General features: G+C 62.6%; 22 protein-coding genes and 2 tRNA genes. 13 read left to right on the forward strand and 11 right to left on the reverse strand.

Annotated features, from left to right (window positions below; all coding sequences use genetic code 11):
- Window positions 1-10 precede the first annotated feature (10 nt).
- The 4 genes from CLV77_RS13640 to dapF form a co-directional block, all read right to left on the reverse strand.
- Window positions 11-625: a glutathione S-transferase gene (locus CLV77_RS13640; RefSeq protein ID WP_076979808.1), complete on the reverse strand. Its 615-nt coding sequence runs from the start codon at window positions 623-625 to the stop codon at window positions 11-13.
- Window positions 626-676: 51 nt separating this feature from the next.
- Window positions 677-1,390, reverse strand: a complete 714-nt coding sequence (locus tag CLV77_RS13645) for a glutathione S-transferase (protein WP_076979807.1) — start codon at window positions 1,388-1,390, stop codon at window positions 677-679.
- A gap of 4 nt (window positions 1,391-1,394) precedes the next feature.
- Window positions 1,395-2,627: a tRNA (N(6)-L-threonylcarbamoyladenosine(37)-C(2))-methylthiotransferase MtaB gene (gene mtaB, locus CLV77_RS13650; RefSeq protein WP_076981083.1), complete on the reverse strand. Its 1,233-nt coding sequence runs from the start codon at window positions 2,625-2,627 to the stop codon at window positions 1,395-1,397.
- A gap of 83 nt (window positions 2,628-2,710) precedes the next feature.
- On the reverse strand, window positions 2,711-3,538 hold the full coding sequence (dapF, locus tag CLV77_RS13655) for a diaminopimelate epimerase (RefSeq protein WP_076979806.1): 828 nt from the start codon (window positions 3,536-3,538) through the stop codon (window positions 2,711-2,713).
- Window positions 3,539-3,644: 106 nt separating this feature from the next.
- Between dapF and CLV77_RS13660 the strand changes: the two genes are divergently transcribed.
- Window positions 3,645-3,720: transfer RNA gene (locus CLV77_RS13660), tRNA-Lys, on the forward strand.
- A 145-nt stretch (window positions 3,721-3,865) separates the two neighbouring features.
- Here CLV77_RS13660 and CLV77_RS16415 read toward each other — a convergent pair.
- Window positions 3,866-4,021: a hypothetical protein gene (locus tag CLV77_RS16415; protein WP_157802066.1), complete on the reverse strand. Its 156-nt coding sequence runs from the start codon at window positions 4,019-4,021 to the stop codon at window positions 3,866-3,868.
- A 304-nt stretch (window positions 4,022-4,325) separates the two neighbouring features.
- On the opposite strand from CLV77_RS16415, the gene CLV77_RS13665 reads away from it, so the two are divergent.
- Entirely contained in the window at window positions 4,326-5,666 is a 1,341-nt protein-coding gene (locus CLV77_RS13665; protein ID WP_076979805.1) for an NAD(P)H-dependent oxidoreductase, read from the forward strand.
- A gap of 20 nt (window positions 5,667-5,686) precedes the next feature.
- On the opposite strand, the gene idi is transcribed toward CLV77_RS13665, so the two are convergent.
- Entirely contained in the window at window positions 5,687-6,214 is a 528-nt protein-coding gene (idi, locus tag CLV77_RS13670) for an isopentenyl-diphosphate delta-isomerase (RefSeq protein ID WP_076979804.1), read from the reverse strand.
- Between the two features lie 228 nt (window positions 6,215-6,442).
- Here idi and CLV77_RS13675 point away from each other — a divergent pair, with 228 nt between their 5' ends.
- A complete protein-coding gene (locus CLV77_RS13675; RefSeq protein WP_233128188.1) occupies window positions 6,443-6,943 on the forward strand; it encodes a c-type cytochrome in 501 nt (166 codons plus the stop codon).
- A gap of 99 nt (window positions 6,944-7,042) precedes the next feature.
- On the opposite strand, the gene CLV77_RS13680 is transcribed toward CLV77_RS13675, so the two are convergent.
- Entirely contained in the window at window positions 7,043-8,086 is a 1,044-nt protein-coding gene (locus CLV77_RS13680; RefSeq protein WP_076979803.1) for a LacI family DNA-binding transcriptional regulator, read from the reverse strand.
- Window positions 8,087-8,343: 257 nt separating this feature from the next.
- A complete protein-coding gene (locus tag CLV77_RS13685) occupies window positions 8,344-9,492 on the reverse strand; it encodes a hypothetical protein (RefSeq protein WP_076979802.1) in 1,149 nt (382 codons plus the stop codon).
- Window positions 9,493-10,145: 653 nt separating this feature from the next.
- Between CLV77_RS13685 and CLV77_RS16420 the strand changes: the two genes are divergently transcribed.
- The 10 genes from CLV77_RS16420 to CLV77_RS13730 all read left to right on the forward strand — a co-directional run bounded on the left by CLV77_RS16420 (window position 10,146) and on the right by CLV77_RS13730 (window position 17,664).
- Window positions 10,146-10,421, forward strand: a complete 276-nt coding sequence (locus CLV77_RS16420) for a hypothetical protein (RefSeq protein WP_157802068.1) — start codon at window positions 10,146-10,148, stop codon at window positions 10,419-10,421.
- Entirely contained in the window at window positions 10,418-12,025 is a 1,608-nt protein-coding gene (locus CLV77_RS13690; RefSeq protein ID WP_076979801.1) for a Hint domain-containing protein, read from the forward strand. Before CLV77_RS16420 ends, CLV77_RS13690 begins: the two co-directional genes overlap by 4 nt.
- Window positions 12,026-12,157: 132 nt before the next feature.
- Window positions 12,158-12,234, forward strand: a tRNA-Arg gene (locus CLV77_RS13695).
- Window positions 12,235-12,389: 155 nt separating this feature from the next.
- Window positions 12,390-13,244, forward strand: a complete 855-nt coding sequence (locus CLV77_RS13700) for a hypothetical protein (RefSeq protein ID WP_076979800.1) — start codon at window positions 12,390-12,392, stop codon at window positions 13,242-13,244.
- Window positions 13,245-13,285: 41 nt separating this feature from the next.
- On the forward strand, window positions 13,286-13,714 hold the full coding sequence (locus CLV77_RS13705) for a plasmid mobilization protein (RefSeq protein WP_170043966.1): 429 nt from the start codon (window positions 13,286-13,288) through the stop codon (window positions 13,712-13,714).
- Window positions 13,708-15,261 (forward strand): relaxase family protein, encoded by a 1,554-nt coding sequence (locus tag CLV77_RS13710; RefSeq protein WP_076979799.1) that lies wholly within the window; start codon window positions 13,708-13,710, stop codon window positions 15,259-15,261. The genes CLV77_RS13705 and CLV77_RS13710 overlap by 7 nt, the downstream gene beginning before the upstream one ends.
- Before the next feature lie 336 nt (window positions 15,262-15,597).
- Window positions 15,598-15,891: a type II toxin-antitoxin system HigB family toxin gene (locus tag CLV77_RS13715; protein WP_076979798.1), complete on the forward strand. Its 294-nt coding sequence runs from the start codon at window positions 15,598-15,600 to the stop codon at window positions 15,889-15,891.
- 2 nt (window positions 15,892-15,893) lie between these two features.
- Window positions 15,894-17,120, forward strand: coding sequence for a hypothetical protein (locus CLV77_RS16425; RefSeq protein ID WP_076979797.1), 1,227 nt, complete (start codon window positions 15,894-15,896; stop codon window positions 17,118-17,120).
- 177 nt (window positions 17,121-17,297) lie between these two features.
- The gene (locus CLV77_RS13725; RefSeq protein WP_076979796.1) at window positions 17,298-17,483 is read left to right on the forward strand and encodes a hypothetical protein; all 186 of its coding nucleotides are present in this window, start codon (window positions 17,298-17,300) and stop codon (window positions 17,481-17,483) included.
- The gene (locus CLV77_RS13730) at window positions 17,476-17,664 is read left to right on the forward strand and encodes a hypothetical protein (RefSeq protein WP_076979795.1); all 189 of its coding nucleotides are present in this window, start codon (window positions 17,476-17,478) and stop codon (window positions 17,662-17,664) included. The genes CLV77_RS13725 and CLV77_RS13730 overlap by 8 nt, the downstream gene beginning before the upstream one ends.
- Window positions 17,665-17,713: 49 nt before the next feature.
- Here the strand turns inward: CLV77_RS13730 and CLV77_RS13735 are convergent, their stop codons facing one another.
- The 3 genes from CLV77_RS13735 to CLV77_RS13745 all read right to left on the reverse strand — a co-directional run.
- A complete protein-coding gene (locus tag CLV77_RS13735) occupies window positions 17,714-17,983 on the reverse strand; it encodes a HigA family addiction module antitoxin (RefSeq protein ID WP_076979794.1) in 270 nt (89 codons plus the stop codon).
- 4 nt (window positions 17,984-17,987) lie between these two features.
- Window positions 17,988-19,154 (reverse strand): GmrSD restriction endonuclease domain-containing protein, encoded by a 1,167-nt coding sequence (locus CLV77_RS13740; RefSeq protein WP_076979793.1) that lies wholly within the window; start codon window positions 19,152-19,154, stop codon window positions 17,988-17,990.
- A gap of 6 nt (window positions 19,155-19,160) precedes the next feature.
- On the reverse strand, window positions 19,161-19,602 hold a 442-nt coding region (locus CLV77_RS13745), incomplete at its 5' end, for an adenine-specific methyltransferase EcoRI family protein (RefSeq protein ID WP_244901600.1).

Consider the following 19,602-nt stretch of genomic DNA (forward strand, 5'->3'; position numbering starts at 1 on the left):
TCCTGCCCCCTCAAACCGGTGCTGCGGTGTCCAGCATCGACTGGCGCTGGGAGAAGGCGGCAAACCAATCGTCCAGCGCGTCGTGATCGCGGCGCCATTCGCGATCGGCGTGGCGCAGGTCCAGGTAGCCAAGGGCACAGCCGACCGCGATCGTGCCCATGTTCAGCGGCCCGGCCAGATGGCCCATCCAGCGGTCGTTCAGCGCATCCAGCGCCCGGGCGATCTTGGCCCATTGGGCATCCATCCAGTCCTGGGATTGCAGGTTCTCGGGGCGCAGGCGCTTCTCGTAGACGATGGAGACGGCCGAATCGAGGATGCCGTCGCCGGTCGCCTCGAGGGTCAGCACCTCCCACAGGCGGGATTGGGTGTATAGGTCGGGGCCGTCCGGGGCGCGCTCGGCCAGGTAACGACAGATGACGCGGCTGTCGTAGATCGCGGGTCCCTCGGGGCGCACCAATGCGGGGATCCTGCCCGAAGGGTTGGCGGCCAGGACCCGGGGGTCGGGCTTCATCGGGGAGGTAGAAACCTGGACCAGTTCGACGGCGTCGGTCTGCCCGGTCTCGGCCAGGGTCACGCGGACCTTGCGGACATAGGGCGAGGCCCCGGAGAACAGCAATTGAAGCATGGCGCACCTTTTGTCGGGGCCGGCGGACCGGCGGGTCTGGCTTGGCCTTGGTTAAACCATTCCGCCCGTGCCAAGTCCATCGGCGGGCGGTGCGGTGCTGTCGGTCGGAAAGATCAGCGGCGCATCCCCCGGCGCCCAGGGTGCGGGGCGGATCATGATCGCGGCGAAGGCGTCGGAAGCCAGGAAACGCTCCAGCCAGGCGATCACGTTCGGCCAGGGCTGCGCGTCGAACCAGGGCCGGTCCACCATCGCGTATTGCCGCACGAAGGTCAGGACCGCCATGTCGGCCAGGCGGGGTGCCGGGCCGAATAGCCAGCCGCCGGTCGCCGCCAGCCGCCCTTCCAGATCGTGCAGGAAGGTGGCCGCCGCGTCCCGTGCCGCAGTCGGGTCATCCTCGGGGTGGCGGGAGGCATATTTGTAACGGTCGAGGCCCGTCTTGAACGGCCCGTCGCAGGCGGCGATCAGGGCGTGACCCTCCCCGGGCATATCCAGCCAGCCCTGGGGGTCGTTCGCGGCCAGGGCCGCCCGCATGATGTCCAGGCTTTCTTCCAGCACGCTGCCGTCGGGCCGCACCAAGACCGGCACCGTGCCCTTGGGCGATGCCTCCAACATGGCGGCGGGCTTGTCGCGCAGCAGGATCTCACGCAGCTCGACCCGCTGGCCGGCGGCCAGAAGGGCAAGGCGGGCCCGCATGGCGAAGGGGCAGCGGCGAAAGGAATAAAGGACGGGCAGGGCGCCGTCGGTGAAAGTAGCGGCGTGCTCCACGGGCTCAGGCGCCCAGAAGCTGCGCGTCCCGCACGCCGGTCACGCGCGCATCCACGATCTGCCCCTCGGGGCGGTCGCTGTCGAACAGCACTTCGGCGAATTGCTCGGTCCGGCCCATGCGCGGGTTTTCCATCAGGACGCGATGGGCCTGGCCGACCTGGGCGTTCAGATGCGCGCCGACCCGGGCTTGCCCCAGATCGCGCAGACGCTGGGCGCGTTCGCGGATGGCGGTGCCGTGAACCTGCGGCATCCGTGCGGCGGGCGTGCCCTGGCGCGGGGAATAGGGGAAGACGTGCAGCCAGGTCAGGCCGCATTCCTCGACCAGCTTCATCGAGTTTTCGAACATGGCCTCGGTCTCGGTCGGGAAACCGGCGATGATGTCGGCCCCGAAGGTCATGCCGGGCCGGGCACGCCGCATGTCCTCGCAGAAGCGGATGGCGTCGTCGCGCAGATGCCGCCGCTTCATCCGCTTGAGGATCATGTCGTCGCCGGCCTGAAGCGACAGGTGCAGGTGGGGCATCAGGCGCGGTTCGCTGGCGATGGCCTCGATCAGGGCGGGATCGGCCTCGATCGAATCGATGGAACTGATGCGCAGCCGGGGCAGGTCGGGGACCAGCTTGAGGATCCGCTGCACCAAATTGCCCAGCTGCGGGGTCGAGGGCAGGTCGGCGCCCCAACTTGTCAGATCGACGCCGGTCAGCACCACCTCGTTGTAGCCGCTATCGACCAGGCGGCGGATCTGGTCCACCACCACGCCCGCGGGAACCGAGCGCGAGTTGCCGCGCCCGTAGGGGATGATGCAGAAGGTGCAGCGATGGTCACAGCCGTTCTGGACCTGGACATAGGCACGGCTGCGGGTGCCGAACCCGTCGATTAGGTGACCGGCGGTCTCGGTCACGGACATGATGTCATCGACCAGCAGCTTCTCGGTCGGACCGGCGAAATCGGCGGCAAGGTTGGCCCAGGTTTCGGGCTGCATCTTGCGGTTGTTGCCAAGGACCAGGTCCACCTCGTCCATGGCGGCGAAGGTTTCAGGCTCGGTCTGGGCGGCGCAGCCGGTGACGATGATCCGCGCCTCGGGATGGTCGCGGCGCATCCGGCGGATTTCCTGACGGGCCTTGCGCACGGCCTCGGCGGTCACGGCGCAGGTGTTGATGACGACGGCATTCTCCAACCCGGCCCGGGCAGTCAGCTCCTTCATCGCCTCGGTCTCGTAGGCGTTGAGGCGGCAGCCCATGGTGGCAAAGCGCGGCGCCGCGGCGGTCGCGGGGCGGGTGCCGGCGGCGTCCTCGGCCCCGTCCCGGGGTTCGGGCAGGCCGCTCATGCCGAAGGTCCGGTCCGCAGGACACCGTCGAAGACGTGGGCGGTGGGGCCGGTCATCCAGACGCCATCGTCGCGCCAGTCCAGAGTCAGCCAGCCGCCGTCGACCTCCATCCGCACGCGCCGGTCGGCTAGGCCCCGGACATGGGCCGCGACGGCGGTGGCGCAGGCACCCGAGCCGCAGGCAAGGGTGATGCCCGTGCCGCGTTCCCAGACCCGCATGCGGATCTCGTCCCGGGCGCGGATCTCGGCGAATTCGACGTTGGTGGCCTCGGGGAACAGGGGATCATGTTCGACCGCGGCGCCACGGGCGGCCACGTCCACCGCCTCGGCATCCTCGACGAAGAAGACGGCGTGGGGATTACCCATGCCGACGGCGACGGGACTACCCGGTAGGGGCAGCGCGTCGGTGTCCACCGGGCGGGACAGGGGGATCTCGGCCCAGTCACGCTGTGGCTGGCCCATGTTGACGCTGATCAGATCGCCTTCGCGCCGGGCAGACAGGCGGCCCCGGGCGGTGGTCAGCACCAGATGGTCAGTGCCGTTGAGGCCCATCAGGTAGCTTGCGGCGCAGCGGGTCGCGTTGCCGCAGGCCCCCGCGCGCGAGCCGTCGCTGTTCCAGAAATCCAGGTGAACGTCGCCTTCGTCCGATGGCCGAAGCTCGGCCAGTTGGTCGAATCCCACGCCGCGATTGCGATCGCCGAGAAAGCGCGCAAGCTCGGGCGTGACCACGGCGTCGCCGTCGCGGGAATCGATCACCACGAAGTCGTTGCCCAGGCCATGCATCTTCATGAAAGCCAAGCCGTGATATGGGTTCTGCGCGCTCATGGTCGCGCATATAGACAGAGTCGCAGGCGAATGAAAGCGCCCCGGCATTTTGTTGCTTTTTTCTGCTTGACGCCTTTCGCCCCAGCAAGTAGCCAGCCCCCCGAGTGGGCCGTTAGCTCAGTTGGTAGAGCAACTGACTTTTAATCAGTGGGTCGCAGGTTCGAATCCTGCACGGCTCACCACTCTCCCTCCCTTCCGGGAAATCAGCCGACAGGCGCCCTTGCGGCTGCCTTTGGGCAGCGCTTTGGCCCCGGTCTGCCAAGGGCAGCCGGGCGCGGTTTCGGGCCGGTCGGATCGCGGTCGATTGCCAAGGTCGGCGCGGGCCTATTACTCCTTGCGACGTTCGATGTAGCTTCCCCCGTCCAGCATGGCGATCCGCCTGCTGCGGTAGAACGAGAGCCAGATCCATCGTCCGTCTTCAAGGCGGATAGGCAGGATGGCAAAGCGCCGGTGAGATCGGCGACGGGAATGTTTTGCGTTCATTATGTGACTCATGAAAAACTCGGAACGAAGCGTGTGACGACGCGGGCCGGCGGTATAATTCCGCCTTTGATAGCCGGGGCTTGCAAAAAATACCCCCGCCGGAACTCGCCAGATTGAGAGGCTGGCAGTCCGGGTGCTGCAGAAACCATACCTCAAAAAGGGGTTTCTGCCTAATTTTGGCCATACAGGGTTAAGGTTTCACGAACCCTCGCGCTAATTTTCGCGCAAGTGCGAAAGGCACTTTTCCCCGCCCTGACCCTGCGGCACTGTCGCGCCCGTGATCCGGACAGAGGGAGGAATTCGGATGAGTCTTTATCGTCAGCTGCTAGCGCGTCAGGAAGAGCGTCGACCGATCCGGGTCGGCGTCATCGGTGCGGGGAAGTTTGGCACCATGTTCTTGTCGCAGGCGGGGCGGCTGCCCGGGGTGCATGTGGTCGGCGTCGCGGACCTTTCGGTCGATCGCGCCCGCTCGAACCTGGCCCTGGCCGAGTGGCCGGCCGAGAAATACGCGGCCCGCTCCCTCGACGAGGCCGCCGCTTCCGGCACCACCTGCGTGCTTGAGGATTCAGGCGCCCTGATCCGCCATCCGCTGGTCGACATCGTGGTCGAGTGCACCGGCGATCCGGTCGTTGCAGCCCGGCACCTGGTCGCCGCCTTCGACGCCGGCAAGCATGTCATCAGCGCCACGGTCGAGGCCGACGCCGTCTGCGGTGCCGCACTGGCCAAGAGGGCCCGCGACGCCGGGGTCATCTATTCGATGGCCTACGGCGATCAGCCGGCAATGACCTGCGAGCTGGTGGACTGGGCCCGGACCTGCGGGTTCGAGGTGGCCGCCGCCGGTCGCGGTCACAAGTGGCGCCCTGAGTATCGCCACTCCACGCCCGAGACCGTCTGGGGCCACTGGGGCCTGACCCAGGAACAGGCCGACCGTGGCCGGCTGAACCCCAAGATGTTCAACTCGTTCCTCGATGGCACCAAGCCCGCCATCGAATCCGCTGCCATCGCCAACGCCTGCGGGCTGGACGCGCCCGAGAACGGCCTGGCCTACCCCGCCGGCCGCATCGACGAGCTGCCTCAGATCATGAAGCCCCGGTCCGAGGGTGGGCAGCTGGACGGGCCCGGCATGGTCGAGGTGCTGAACTCCCTCGACGCCAACGGCGATCCCATCGACTATGAGATCCGCATGGGCGTGTGGGTCTGCGTCAAGGCGGTCACCGATTACCAGCGCCACTGCTTCGAGGAATACAAGGTCATCTCGGACGACAGCGGCCGCTACATCTGCAACTACAAGCGCTGGCACCTGATCGGGCTGGAGCTGGGCCTGTCGGTCGCCAATGTGGGTATCCGGGGCGAAGCGACGGGCACGGCGGATTCGTTCCGCGCCGACGTGGTGGCAGTAGCCAAGCGCGACCTGAAGGCCGGCGAGATGCTGGACGGCGAGGGCGGTTATACCGTGGCGGGCCAACTGCGCCCCTCGCGCCTGTCCGTGGGCATGGGCGCGCTGCCGCTGGGGCTGACGGGCAACGTCAAGCTGGTGCGCGACGTGAAGGTCGATACGATCCTGACCTATGACGACGTTCAGCTCGACGAGGACGTCACCGCCGTGAAGCTGCGCCGTGAGGTCGAGGCGATGGTCGAGGGCTAGAGCGCCCCTGGCGCGGCCGCTCAGCCGGCCGCGTCGAAAATGCTGCCGCCATGTTCCAGCAGGTAGATCCGCAGCCACGGGGTGTATTCCCCGGGGTTGCGGGCCACATCCGCCCGCAGGTCGGCCAGCGGCTGCCAACGGGTCTCGGCCACCTCCTCAGGGTTGGGGGTGATCGCCAGCCGCTCGTGGTCGGCCTCGGCCAGGAAGATGTCGACCACCTCGTGCTCGGTCAGGCCGTCGCCCACGTCGGCGCGATACTCCAGGCGATTGCGGAAAACGGGCGACAGGCCGGTGATCCCCAGTTCCTCCTCCAGGCGGCGCTGGGCGGTGGCCAGCGGTGCCTCGTTCCACAGGGGATGGGTGCAGCAGGCGTTGGCCCAGATGCCAGGCGTGTGGTATTTCGACAGGGCGCGGCGCTGCATCAGGACCAGATCGCCGTCCATCACGAAGACCGAGATCGCCGGATGCTTGAGGCCGCGGCGGTGGGCCTCGACCTTCTCGACCTGCGTCAGGGTCCCGTCGACCCAGGCGGGGATGAAAGTGGGCATTGGCGGCTCCGCTGCGAAAAGACCCGGCGGGGATACACATCCCCGCGCCGTGATGCCACCTGAATGTGGTGCGGGCGCCAAAGGGGCCCTTCCCTCGCGATCGAAAATTTGCCCCCCGACCGCGCGAAATCGTGAAGACTTAATGCCTTTTGTCGCAGTTTTCTCGGACCGTCTTCAGGCTAGCTTGCGGCCCGAAGACACCACCGACGCAACAAACAGGAGTTCGTCATGAAATCCGTCATCACTCTCGCCGCGGCCCTCGCTGCCTCCACCGCCTTCGCTTCGGCTGCCCTGGCCGAGGCCCACGCCAAGGCCGGCATGGACGCCGAGATCGAATACGTCGCCCCCACCGGCGACGCCGAGGCCGGCGAGAAGACTTTCCGCAGCTGCAAGTCCTGCCACTCGATCGTCAACACCGAGACCGAAGAGGTCATCTACAAAGGTGGCAAGACCGGCCCCAACCTCTACGGCGTGGCCTACAACAAGGCGGCCTCGGACGAGGATTTCAACTACAGCTCGTCGCTGGAAGAAGCCGGCGAGAAGGGCCTGATGTGGACCGAGGAGAACTTCGTCGCCTTCGTGAAGGACCCCAAGGATTTCCTGAAAGAGCACCTGGGTGACGACGGCGCCCGCTCGAAGATGTCCTTCAAGCTTCGCAAGGACCACGAGGACGTGTTCGCCTACCTCGCCTCGGTCGGCCCGGACATGGAAGCCAAGACCGACAAGTAAGCCATTCGCCACGCGAGTGGGCGGGCTGTGGTCCGCCCGGCCTCGCGACATGGATGCAAGAACAAATGCGCCGTTCCCTCAGGGGGGCGGCGTTTTCGTTTAGTCGGTCTTCAGGTTTTCCGGGTGCCGGATCAGCGTGTCGCCCGGTTGGACCTTTGGCGACAGCTCGATCTTATGGTTTTCGGTGGGCGGCGTGTCCGAGATGCACGAGATCACGATCTCGGCCGCCTTGCGCCCGATCTCGGCCCGGCAGGCATCCATCGTCGCCAGGCGACGCGGAAGCCCGTCCAGTAGCTCGACCGCGTTGAACCCCGCAAGCCCCAGTTTTCCGGGCACGTCGATACCCTGCTCCAAGCAGTAAAGCAGTCCGCCCGCGCCGATCATGTCGTTCGAGTAGTAGATGAAATCGAGGTCGGGCGTGCGTTCCAGCAGGGTTTGCGTCATCTCGCGCCCCTTCAGAAGGGCCGACCCGCCCGAATAGAATTCCTGGTCCGCCACCTCGATCCCCGCCTTGGCAAGGCCCAGGGTGAACCCCTCGAACCGTTTGCGGGCGCGGTGGTCCAGCGGCATCTTGGTGCCGGCAAAGCCGATCCGGCGATACTTCTGCTGGGCGATGATCTGGGCCATCTCGCGGCCTGCCCGGCGGTGCGAGATACCGACCACGTGGTTGATGCCCAAGCCGTCGGTATCCATGATCTCGACCACCGGTACGCCCGATGCCCGCAGCATCCGCCGCGCCGCCTCGGAATGCTCGACCCCGGCCACGATCAACCCCGACGGGCGCCATGACAGCATCTCGAAAATCACCGATTCTTCCTTGTCCTGGCGGTAGTTGGTGATGCCGACGACGGGTTGCAGGTCGGTCTCGTCCAGCACCTCGGAGATACCGGTCAGAACCTCGGGGAAAACCATGTTCGCCATCGAGGGAATGACCACGCCCACCAGGTTGACCCGGTTCGAGGCCAAGGCGCCGGCAATGCGGTTGGGCACGTAGCCCAGTTCCTTGGCGGCGGCGAGGACCTTCTCGCGGGTTTTGGCCGACACGTCGCCCCGGTTCCGAAGCACGCGCGACACCGTCATCTCGCTGACGCCCGACGCCTCGGACACGTCGCGAAGCGTGAGAGGACGTCTGCTGTCATTCATGATGAAGTGCCCGCGCTGTCTGCAACACCCGACTTGTAGACCTTACGGAAGCCCTTGTCCAAGCGACAGATTCGCCGTAGCGTTCGCGCTAACGGGGCCCGTCCCCGGCTCGTGGTCATCCCGATGCCACGAGATCCGAGGCCGGCGGAGGGGGAGTGGGCCAGATCGCTCCTTCCGCCCGGTCTTGGACCACCATTTTCCTGTAAAGAGACTCGCGTCCGGACCCCGCCGCCGGGGACCGGTGCATGTGTCAGGGGCTAGCGTGTCAGGATCGCGTTGGTGGCCTGGTCGAACCAGTCCGCAAGCGGCTCCGTCAGCGGATCCATCAATGCCATCTCGATCCCGTGCTCGCGCAGGCGGTGCAGCAGCTCGGGCGCGGTGCCGATGCGATCGTAGCGCCGGGCGCGATCCTCGCGGTTCCAGCCGTGACGACGCTGCTGGCTTTCGATCAGACCCACGCGCTGAACCATCTGGAGGGTCGAGAAGCGGCGCAGCAGCGGCATCAACGGATCGGGATCCTGGGGACAACTGCGGGCGAAAAGGTAAAGGCTGCGGGTCGGCGACAGGGTCCAGAACTCGTCCCCGAGCAGGAAGGCGAAATCCTCGACCCCGCGGCGGCGTCCGGCATGTTCCCAGTCGAACCACAGGATCGATCCGTCGTCCTGGACAGAGGCGTTGCCCGGCCGCGCGTCCCACTTGATGAAATCCACCGGCAGGGTCACCAGGCTTTGCGCCAGGGGAGCCAGTTTCAGGCGCGGTGCCCGGATACCCAGACGGTTCGAGATCTCGCGCGGGGTCTGGGTGAAGTCTCGCAGCCATTCGACGCCCGTGGCGACCGGCGGCGTCTGCGCCAGCAGACCACTGCGGCGGGCAGCCGACTTGATCTCCCACAGGCTTTCATAGGTGCGCGACACCAGGTCGTCGAGGTCGTCATTGCGCGCCCGCAGAAGTTCGGAGGTCAGGCGTCGGGAGCCGGCGTCGGACTGGAACAGGATGTCCCCGTGCACGCCCAGGACCTGGGGCACGTTCGCCCCCTCGTCGCCCAGGTGGCGCAGCACCCGCAGCTCGGTCTCGCGGCGACGGCTGGCAGGGCGATAGGTGGCGATCATCGTCTCGCGGGGGCCGTCGGCCATGTGGATCCGGATACTGGCCCGTTTGCGCCCCCCGGGGGCGGTCATCTTGGTGACCTCGGTGCCGAAGATCTCGCGTGCGGCTTCAAGGATCGTCTGGGGCGAGGGATAGTCGGGCTTGGCGCGGCGGGTGCTGTTACGCTCGGGCGCCGCGTGCAGGGCGCGCGACTGGCTCGAGGGGGGTTCTGCCTCGGGCGAAACCTCTCCGACCTCCGCGCTTCCGGTCTCCGGGTTGATTGCCCCAAGCTGGACGTGTTCACCGCCAGGACCTGACATTGTGGCCGCGTCCGAGACTGCTGTGGCACTATCCATCGAGTTGAACTCCCGTTTTTTCATTGGCTGACGTAACCGTCACCCTTAATTGCGGCATGACTTCGTCGGGTTTGGGGAATCACGACGAATCCGCCCGGAGCCTGGTCACAATTATGCCCAGATGCCGCCTGACCATCGGTGCCATTATGTAAACAATACGGCCAAAGAATCAGAATTGAGGCGGTAACAATCAACAGTGCCATAATTTCGCCTATTCTTTTTGCGTGCGACTCTGACCTTTCGGACAGGGCGATGGAGCGTCCTTTCGGGAAACGATGAGCATCCCCAACCCGGGGTGCCAGGAAGAGAATTTGCCCAATTTTACCGGATAATAGAGGCTAAACCTCAGAAAAACGGGCTTCGGCCACCACTGTTCCGTCCTCGGTGTCATCTCCGGCCAGGTTCCAGTCCGGAAACAGTAGGACATAATTTTGCCCAATTTGCACAAACGTGAACAGCGCGTTTCCAGCTAAGTTTAGGCAAATGTGGCAGAACCCCCTTCTTCTGCGCCGCAATTTGACCTAAATTCAGTCTTGCTTTCGCTGGGAAGGCACCGATTTCAAGACCTGGGGGGGTCGCACGCCGCACGCTACATGCGTGACACGGAGGGGTGATAGGTGCGTTACTTGGATCTGCTCGCTGCCAAGAGCTTGCATGGACCGGATTTTTCCGGTGTCCGGCATTTCCTTGACCGTTTCCACATTCTTGGGCGCGCGATCTGCGCATTTCGAGTCAATCGCCCGGTCAGCCGACCGATTGCCGGGCAGGCGCTTCACCATATCTGCAGCGTTGCGGAGGCCGCGTTCCGGCTCATCTCCGCAGCACCGATGAATTCTGGCGCAATGGCTCCGGTCCGCGTGACCGAGAACGAGTTTGTAAGGAGACGGCAATGACCGACGAAACAATCAAGGGAACGCCGTCCAACGACGAGCTGCGCGGCGACGACGGCATGGACGTCATCTACGCCTACGGTGGTGACGACGATATCGAGGGCGGCAAGGGCGACGACACGATCTACGCCGGCTCCGGCGACGATTGCGTCGACGGCGGCTCCGGCAATGACACCATCTACGGCGAAGGCGGCAACGACACGCTGGAGGGCGGCAAGGGCGACGACGTCATCTACGGCGGCGACGGCCGTGACGAGATTTCCGGCGGCTCGGGCGACGACACCCTCTACGGCGGTGCCGGTCGCGACGATATCTCGGGCGGTTCGGGCGACGACACGGCCTTCGGCGGTTCGGGCATGGACGAGATCGAGGGCGGCAAGGGCGACGACAAGCTCTACGGCGGCGACAACAACGACGTGATCTACGGCGGCTCGGGCAACGACGTGCTGGCCGGTGGCCAGGGCGCGGACGTTCTGATCGGCGGCAAGGGCGACGACATCCTTTGCGGCGACGGCGGCGACGACGTGCTGATCGGCGGCTCGGGCAACGACACGCTCTACGGCGGCGAAGGCAACGACGTCATGGTCGGCGGCAAGGGCGGCGACACCTTCTACGCCTCGGGCGGCGGCAATGACACCGTCATCGGCGACGGCTCCGGCTTTGGCTCGGGTTCCGGCAAGACCTACCATGAATACAGCTCCGCCCACGGCACCGGCACCACCTCGCACGAGGATGCCCACGCCAGCGGTGACCACCATTACGACAGCGCGGCTCACAGCTCGGGCGGCGCCACCGGTTCGGGCAAGAACGACGACATCCTCTATGTCGAGGGCGACGTCCGCATCGAACTTTCCGACGGCAACGTGATCGAGGCCAAGGCCGGGGACATCATCAACCTGCGCGCCGATGGCGAGAACGACGACGACGGCAAGATCTATCTGTCCGACGGCTCCACCGTGACCTTCGACGAGATCGAGGAGATCCGCGTCGTCAACAACATCGACGACCCGGATGTCTGCATCTGCTTCACCCCGGGCACGATGATCGCCACCCCCACCGGCGAGCGTCCAGTCGAGGAGCTGCGCGAGGGCGATCGCGTCATCACCCGCGACAACGGCATCCGCGAGATCAGCTGGGCCGGCCGCAAGCCGCTGACCCGCCAAACCATGCTGGAGCAGCCCAACCTGCGCCCGGTGCTGATCCGCGCCGGCTCGCTTGGCGACAACCTGCCCGAGCGTGACATGATGGTCTCGCCCAACCACCGCATGCTGATCGCCAACGAACGTACTTCCCTCTACTTCGAGGAGCACGAGGTGCTGGTCGCGGCCAAGCACCTGATGAAGGTGCCGGGGATCGAGCGGGCGAAGGTCGAGGACACGGCCTATGTCCACATCATGTTCGAACAGCACGAGGTCGTGCTGGCCAACGGCGCCTGGACCGAAAGCTTCCAGCCCGGCGACTACTCGCTGAACGGCCTCGGCCGCTCCCAGCGCGAAGAGATCTTCACCCTCTTCCCCGAGCTGCGCGAAGACGCCGGCATCGAGGGCTACATCGCCGCGCGCCCGACCCTGAAAAGAAACGAGGCGGCCGTCCTTTTCGGCCGCTGACCCCAACCCACCGCAGGCGCGGAGGGGGGCAAGAGAAGGGAACGGATCACCTCCGTTCCCTTTTTTCATGCCCGCCAGCCAGGCCCCTTCCCATTGATCCCGCGCGGCAAACATGCTCAAACCTGCCGGCGCGGCCCCGTGGCTCAACTGGATAGAGCAGCCCCCTCCTAAGGGGCAGGTTGCAGGTTCGAATCCTGCCGGGGTCGCCAAAAACGCCTGAAAAATATGGCTTATTTGCAAGGGGTTCTGCAGAAGCGTGTAGAAACTCCCGTTTGAATTTCCGCCGAATTCTCCGAAAACGACCAAAATCTCGTACAAAACCTGTACAAAATTCGCACGTCTTTGCGCCATTGGGGGCCTTCCAATGAGCTGGCGGGTAGCGAACACATGCGCAGAACGAAAGTTCGGCAGCGCAACGCGCAAGCAGATCATTATGTTTCTGGCGGACAAAGCGTCGGACGATGGCTCCGGAATTTGGTGTTCGAAGGGGACGATCCAACGGCATACGGAGCTGGGAGAGACCACGGTCAAGCGGACGATCCGGGACTTCCTTAAGGAAGGTATCCTGGTCGAAACCGGCGCGCGGGGGTGCAAGAACGGTTTCACTATCGTTTACCGGATCGATCTGGCCCGGATCGAAGCGCTGGAACTGACCGCTGAACCCGACATCGAGACGGGGGCCACAGTGGACCCCGTCCAGACTGGACCCGGAACGGGGGCCGTGGTGGCCGGGGTACCGGGGCCACCACGGCCCCCAAACCATCCTAAAACCATCCATAAACCACCTACGCGCGAGCGCGTAGCGGCGGAGGATGAAGAGGCTGAGAAGATTTTGGCCGCCTATCCGCCCGACCGGTTGCGCGGGAAGGCGGAGTGCCTTGGGCGGATCAGGGACATCCTGGACGCCGAGATAGTGGCCGAAGACCTGTTGCTGGCTGTGAAGTCCTACGCGACTGAGAGCGCGGGCTTTACCCGCTCAAAGGTCTGTTTCTCGGACAACTGGTTCAAGTCCGGGCGATGGCGCGCCTACCTCAAGGACATCGCCAAGGGCCGAGAAGAGACGAAGGCCAAGGAAGCCGAGATGCTGGCGGGCTTGGCGAGCTGGGTGGCGGACAAGCATCCGCTTTGCCGCCACATCACACCCGGCCAGATCGACGCGCTATTGGCCGCTGAGCTGGTGACTCAGGCGCAAATCCAGGCGGCAGGCTTCAGATCATGAGCAGCGCCAGACCCACCGAAGTGCAAACAGCAAGGCGACCCATGTCATACGGCTGCGCCGATGACACGGGACCTTGCGAGGGGCGGCACGCCTCCCCTTCGAACCCCACCGGCGCGGGCAAAGCCCCCGCCAAAGAGCCGCTAACCGAGACCTTTGTCTTCCGCTGCACCGCGTCCGAGAAGGCCCAGCTGCGCGCCAAGGCCGAGGCGGCTGGGCTGCCTGCCTCGACCCTTCTGCGCGAGGCGCTTGGCTTGACCGAGGCGCGCCGCCGCAAGCCGATGCCCCGCGTTGACCCTGCGCTCGTGCTGGCAGTCGGTCGCATCGGCGGCAACCTCAACCAGATCGCCCGCTGGCTTAACCACACCATGAAGGTGCGCCGCACCGACCTCGACACGCTGACCGTCGCGCGCCGCCTTGTGGTGATCGAACGCCAGCTGGCCGCGCTCCTCGATGAGGCGCGGCGGTGCTGATCAAATTCTTCCCCAACGGCAAAGGCGCGGGCGCGGGGCCGGTCGGATATCTCGTGGCCGAGCGCGTGTTGGCCTATGACGGCAACCGCGACCTGATCCGTGATGCCGACGGCCAGCCCGTGACCGTCACGCGCGATCCACTGCCCGAGGTCTTGCGCGGCAACCCTGAGCGCACTGAGTCCTTGATCGACGCCAGCCGCCACCAGTGGACCTACCGCGCGGGCGTGATCAGCTTTGCCGAAACCGACGACCCGACCGAGGACCAGCAGGCCGAAGTCATGGACGGCTTCGAGCGGTTGGCCTTCGGGGGGCTGGACCCTGAGCAATATGAGGTGCTCTGGGTCCGCCATCGCCACGAAGGCCGGGTCGAGCTTCACTTCTGCACGCCGCGCCTGGAGCTGACGACGGGCAAGAGCCTCAACATCGCGCCACCGGGCTATCAAGACGCCTATGACAGCCTGCGGGATGTGATGAACCAGCGCCACGGCTGGGCTGATCCAATGGATGTGGAGCGCGCTCAGGAGGTCCGCGACACCGTCGAGGCCCCAACCCGCGCGCATGGCCGGGACGAACTGCATGCCTGGATACAGGACCAGATCGACCTCGGGCTGATCAGCGACCGCGCGACCATGACCGACGCGCTCACCGACGCAGGCTTCGACCTGCCGCGCACGGGGAAGGCCTACATCACCGCCCGCGACCCCGAGACTGGCGAGCGCTGGCGGCTGAAAGGAGAGATTTTCCATGAAGACTGGCAAGCCGACCCGGCTGAGCGAGAAGTTGAACGCGGAGCTCGACACGATCAGGGCCGAACACCTCGCCTCGATCTCATCCCAACTCAAGAGCTTCAGGATCGATTTGAAGAACATTGTGGGCGCCGCGCAGCATACCATCGCGAGCGATACGCGCCGCTTTCAGACCGAGACAGCGAGCTTGTTCGAGACGCGGCTGAGGTCGATCCGCCTTTGGCTGACGATCTCGCCCTGGTTGATCGCGGGGATGGTGCTGACGGGGATCGCCTCGATGATGGCCGCGAGCTTCTTCTGGACGACGCATCTGACGCGCTCGGAACTGACGGAAGTGGGCCTGACACGGATCGAGCGGCCCGAGGGGACGTGGCTGATCCTCGACCCGTCGAAGACGCGGCTCAGGACCTGCACCATGGGCGGCCAACACGTCACCTGCATTCGGATCGAGGAGGATTAGATGACTCAACTGACAGCCTTGGAACGCGACTTGCTCGCCTGCGTCGAGCGGTTGGTGACGGCCTCAGAGGCCTCCGCGAAGGATTTGACCGCCTTGGAGGCACGCTCGACCGGCAGGATCGAGAAGGAACTGGCTGGCTTGAAAGACTGCGTGACCTTGCTCATTCGTTCACAAGCCGCATCCATGAAGGCCTTGAGCGGATTGCTGAACGACGAGGCGAGCTACAAGACGCTGGACGAGAGCTTGCAGCAGAGCTTGACCTTAGCGAAGGCCGCCGCCGAGAGATTGAGGGACAGCTAGACAGCCAGGAGGCCCACGCGGAGCGGGGGCTAAGGCATTGAAAGTGATCCCAAGCACGAGGTTTGAAACCGCAGGCATCTTACAGCACTGAGGAGCGACAATCGGATTGTCAAAGGCCTTGCAACAAGGGCGATCGCTAGTTGGTCTAGAGCAAGCTAAACAACATTTGGTGCTGTATAGCCTTTTACATCGCGAAACTTGGTGCTGGGCGTTGCCCTTAGGTTGTAATCTGTATCATTGTAGATGTCGGCACCAAGAATGGCTCAAGAAGTTTCCATGCTGTCAAACTTGCCGCATAGGTGCGAATCTGATAGGTGATCCCAAATAGGGAGCAATGTAGAAACTTGACCATTTGGGAACATTGGACTAGATAGCGAATGAGAATCATTGCTCGACCGAAGTTGATTGCTTTTTCCAAGCGCTTCCCAGACTCAAAGTTGCATCTGGATGCTTGGTGGGCAGAAGCGCATCGAGCCGACTGGAAAACGCCAGCGGAGATCAAAGCGCAGTATCGCAACGCGAGCATTTTGAAAGGTGGACGTGTGGTCTTCAATATTTGTGGCAACAAGTATCGACTGATTGTCAGGTTCGACTACGAAAAGGGCATTGGGTTTGTTCGGTTCCTCGGAACTCACAAGGAATACGATCAGATCGACGCGGAGGGAGTTTGACCATGAATGAACATCATATTCGGCCAATTCATTCCGAGCAGGATTACGCGGCTGCACTTGCCCGTGTTGAAGCGCTGATGGATCTTGATCGCTCCGAAGCAGAAGATGATGAGCTTGATGTTCTGGCGACACTGATCGAGGTCTACGAAGATCGTCACTTTCCAATGGACGCGCCTGATCCAATCGAGGCAATCAAGTTTCGCATGCAACAGCTCGACATGAACCAAAGTGACTTGGCCCCAATTTTTGGAAGCCGTGCAAAAGCGTCGGAAGTTCTAAGCGGAAAACGTAGCCTGACTCTCAAGATGATCCGGGCTTTGAACGAACATTTGGGAATTCCGGCTGATGTGCTTATTCGAGATGGTGGTGCTCTGCCGTCCGCGCCAGCGGGGATCGATCTGGAGCGCTTTCCCGTAATGCAAATGGCAAACCAAGGCTGGATCAAAAAAACGGCAGACATCAAAGATCGCACGGAAGAAATTGTCCAGAAACTAGTTGCATGCGTCGGAGGTCAACAAGCGCTGCCGCAGGCCTTATTCCGCCAAGGCGGAGGTCCTCGAGCCAATGCCAAAACAGACGTTCATGCATTGCAAGCTTGGTGTCTGCACATACTGTGTAAAGCTCGGAACGCGGGGCTGGAGGGGGTCTATGAGCAGGGCTCAATCGACCTAGACTTTCTCCGTGAGTTGGCCCGCCTAAGCGAATTTGATGAGGGTCCGAAACTTGCTAAAGAGAGGCTGGCCAAACATGGCATCGCGCTTGTCGTTGCCTCTCACCTGCCGAAGACCTATTTGGACGGCGCAGCGCTTTGGACAGTAGATGGCGTTCCGGTTGTTGGGATGACAATCCGATATGATCGCCTAGATAATTTCTGGTTCTGCTTACTTCATGAACTGGCTCATTTGGGGCGGCACTTCAATAACGGTGACGGCGAGGTCTTCATTGATGACCTGCAACTTCGCGAGCGGAACCATGAACGTGACGATATTCGCGAACAGGAGGCGGACGAGTGGGCGCAGGAAGCCCTTATACCTTCAGAACTGTGGGAAGGACATCCCGTGCGTTTTAGCCCCAGCGTGCAGAACGTTATTTCCCTTTCTCGGCAAGCAAAGGTTCACCCTGCCATAATCGCAGGCCGCATACGCCACGAGAAGAAGAACTACAGACTACTTTCGCAGTTTGTTGGCGCAAAACAGGTTCGTCCATTGCTGATGGAGGGTGCCGCCTAGTTAGTTTAGCGGGGTGCCCGGCAAGGCAACCCCGCTTTCACAACACGTCGAGAGGATACAGGCGCACCCTGTTCGTCGTGGCTCCGGAGACCGAAGCGTACTTGTGGTGGTAAGCAAGGGATAGACGGTTCGGGACTCCAGGGCAATTCTTTTCACTCGCGCCAAGGAGTACGCCGAATGGCTACAATCAAGACCCTGACACCGGAACAGGTGTCGATCATCAAGGCTCGCCTTGCGAAGGGCGATTTTCAACATCGGATCGCAGCAGACTTCGATCTCAATCAGGGGCGCATCAGCGAGATCGCGACTGGTAAGAGATTTGAGAATGTCCCACCTGCTACAATGGAGGCTTCTCATGTCTGACAAGCTCTTTAAGCCTGGTCAAAAAGCGCCGCGTTCCGGGCAATATGAAATTACCGGGCCTCGTGGGGGCGGAACCGGGGTTGAACGCACGGTGACACGCAACGAACCACTTCCGCCGCCCGAGCAGAAGGGTCAGAAGTACCGTCTTGCTGATCCGACAAAGCATCGCGGCAAGCGCTAAAGCAAACGAGCACGGCCCGAATTCAATCAGGCCGTGCTCAGTTGGCGCGCTAGTCTTCAGTGATTGGTCTGATATCTGACACATCGATCTCCGCGGCCGCCAGAGCCATGTCATAGTTCGTCTGCAAGTTCACCCAGTAAGCCGGAGTCGTGTTGAACACGCGAGCAAGGCGCAGCGCCGTATCAGGCGTGATCCCGGTCGTCCCTTTAATCAAACGCTCGATCCGCGTCCGAGGTACGCCCAGACGCCGCGCAAACGCACTGGTCCCCATTTCAAGGGGATCAAGGTAAAGCTCTTTCAGGACTTCACCGGGGTGCATCGGGTCACCGATTGCCCTTGGCGCGATTGTGCGTCTTGCAAAGCATTTCGCAATTTGATGCGGCGGTCGCGCCGCCTTTGCTCCACGCGGAAACATGGTCGGCTTCCATCTCTTTGATGGCCCAAATCTTCGCTTTGTTCGAGTCATGGCCCACTGCGCACAGAGAACAGTTGGAGACCCCTTTGGCGTTCGCGGCCTTGGTCTGTGCCGCATAGACAGACCTTTTCGTCGCCTCATCAAAGACCCGGATGTCCAGTAGTCGAGGGTCTGCCGATCCTCCCAGGACATACTCGAAAACCCCGCGCCTGTTCTTCACGAAGGGGTCTCCGTAGAGCTTTTGCACTTCAGTCGACACGGCAGCGGGATTGTAGGATGTCTTGTGATGGGTTTCGTACAGCCTTCCCCATTCCAGGCCCTGCATTTCCTTCTCAACATCACTGAAGACGCTCGACACCCAATCAATGACGCTGTCGAAGTAGTTCTTCAGTTCGGTGATGTTCTGGTCGGTCCTGTGCTGGCTCATGTAGGTACCGATATCGCCCTTGCTGACCCAATCCAGCGCCCGTTCGAGGTAGTCCTGCCGATTGGCGCTGCCTTTGATATATGCGCTCCACTTCTGGATGTTTGCGTTCTGACTGTTGCTGAACTCAGCCTTTGCCATCGTGACAAAGGGGCCGGAATAGATCGCGTTCAGAAGCTCTTGAGGCTTGAGCGGAACGCCCGCGATGTTGATGGTCTCGAACCACTGCTTGATCTCGGTTTCGGTGCCCTCGCAGATGTAGATGAGCATCTTGGAGGCGAGGATTACGTCCTGCTGATCCTTTGGAAGGCTGTCGAAGGTCTTGGGGTTGCCACCATCCATGATCGCGAATTTGTTCGTGACGAACCGCCCGATGCTCGTAATGCGCTGCTGACCATCGAGTACCTCAAATTTATCTTCGGCAACTTGGTTGAAGTAAATCAGCCCCAAAGGATAGCCCTTCAAGAGGGACTCAATGACCGCCTGTTCTCGTTTGCCATTGTCTTCCGCATAGATGTAGTTGCGCTGATACTCTGGCTGGATCGTAAGCTTTCCAGCCAGTCCGAACAGTCCTTTGCCTTCAAGTTGGTTATAAACGAAGCCTTCGCACAGCTTGGCTACCGTTACATTTGTTTCAAGAGTCGTTTTCACTCGAATTTACCTCATACCATTTTCTGTACGGTGCCGTATCAATATTCGCATATAGAGCTGCTCGAGATAGCCATCTGCATTGTCGGCTGTGTAAAAAGTCTTGCTGGGCTTATTTTTGCGCAAGATATTAGGGCCAGTGTTTACCTTACCTCCATTCGACACTTTGCCATCAGGCTTGTGCTGCTTTGGATTCACGTAGCGTTTCGTCGGGTGAATTTCATACTCGTCTCGGCCTCTCGCCCAGCCAACGATCTCGAATTGTTGTGGATTGAATTTGTCTAGAAACGTGATCGGCACCCCCATGACGCCGTCATAATCTGAAGGGATCGCGTCGACGTATGGAACTTCAATGGGGCTCTGTTGCACAAAGCCTCTGATGTCCGGAGTTCCCCTTTCCCCGGACGGATTCATCCCACGGTTTCTGTGACAGGGATGCCAAGCGCGGTGT

Source organism: Brevirhabdus pacifica (genome assembly GCF_002797755.1).
In the GTDB taxonomy this organism is placed as follows: Bacteria; Pseudomonadota; Alphaproteobacteria; order Rhodobacterales; family Rhodobacteraceae; genus Brevirhabdus; species Brevirhabdus pacifica.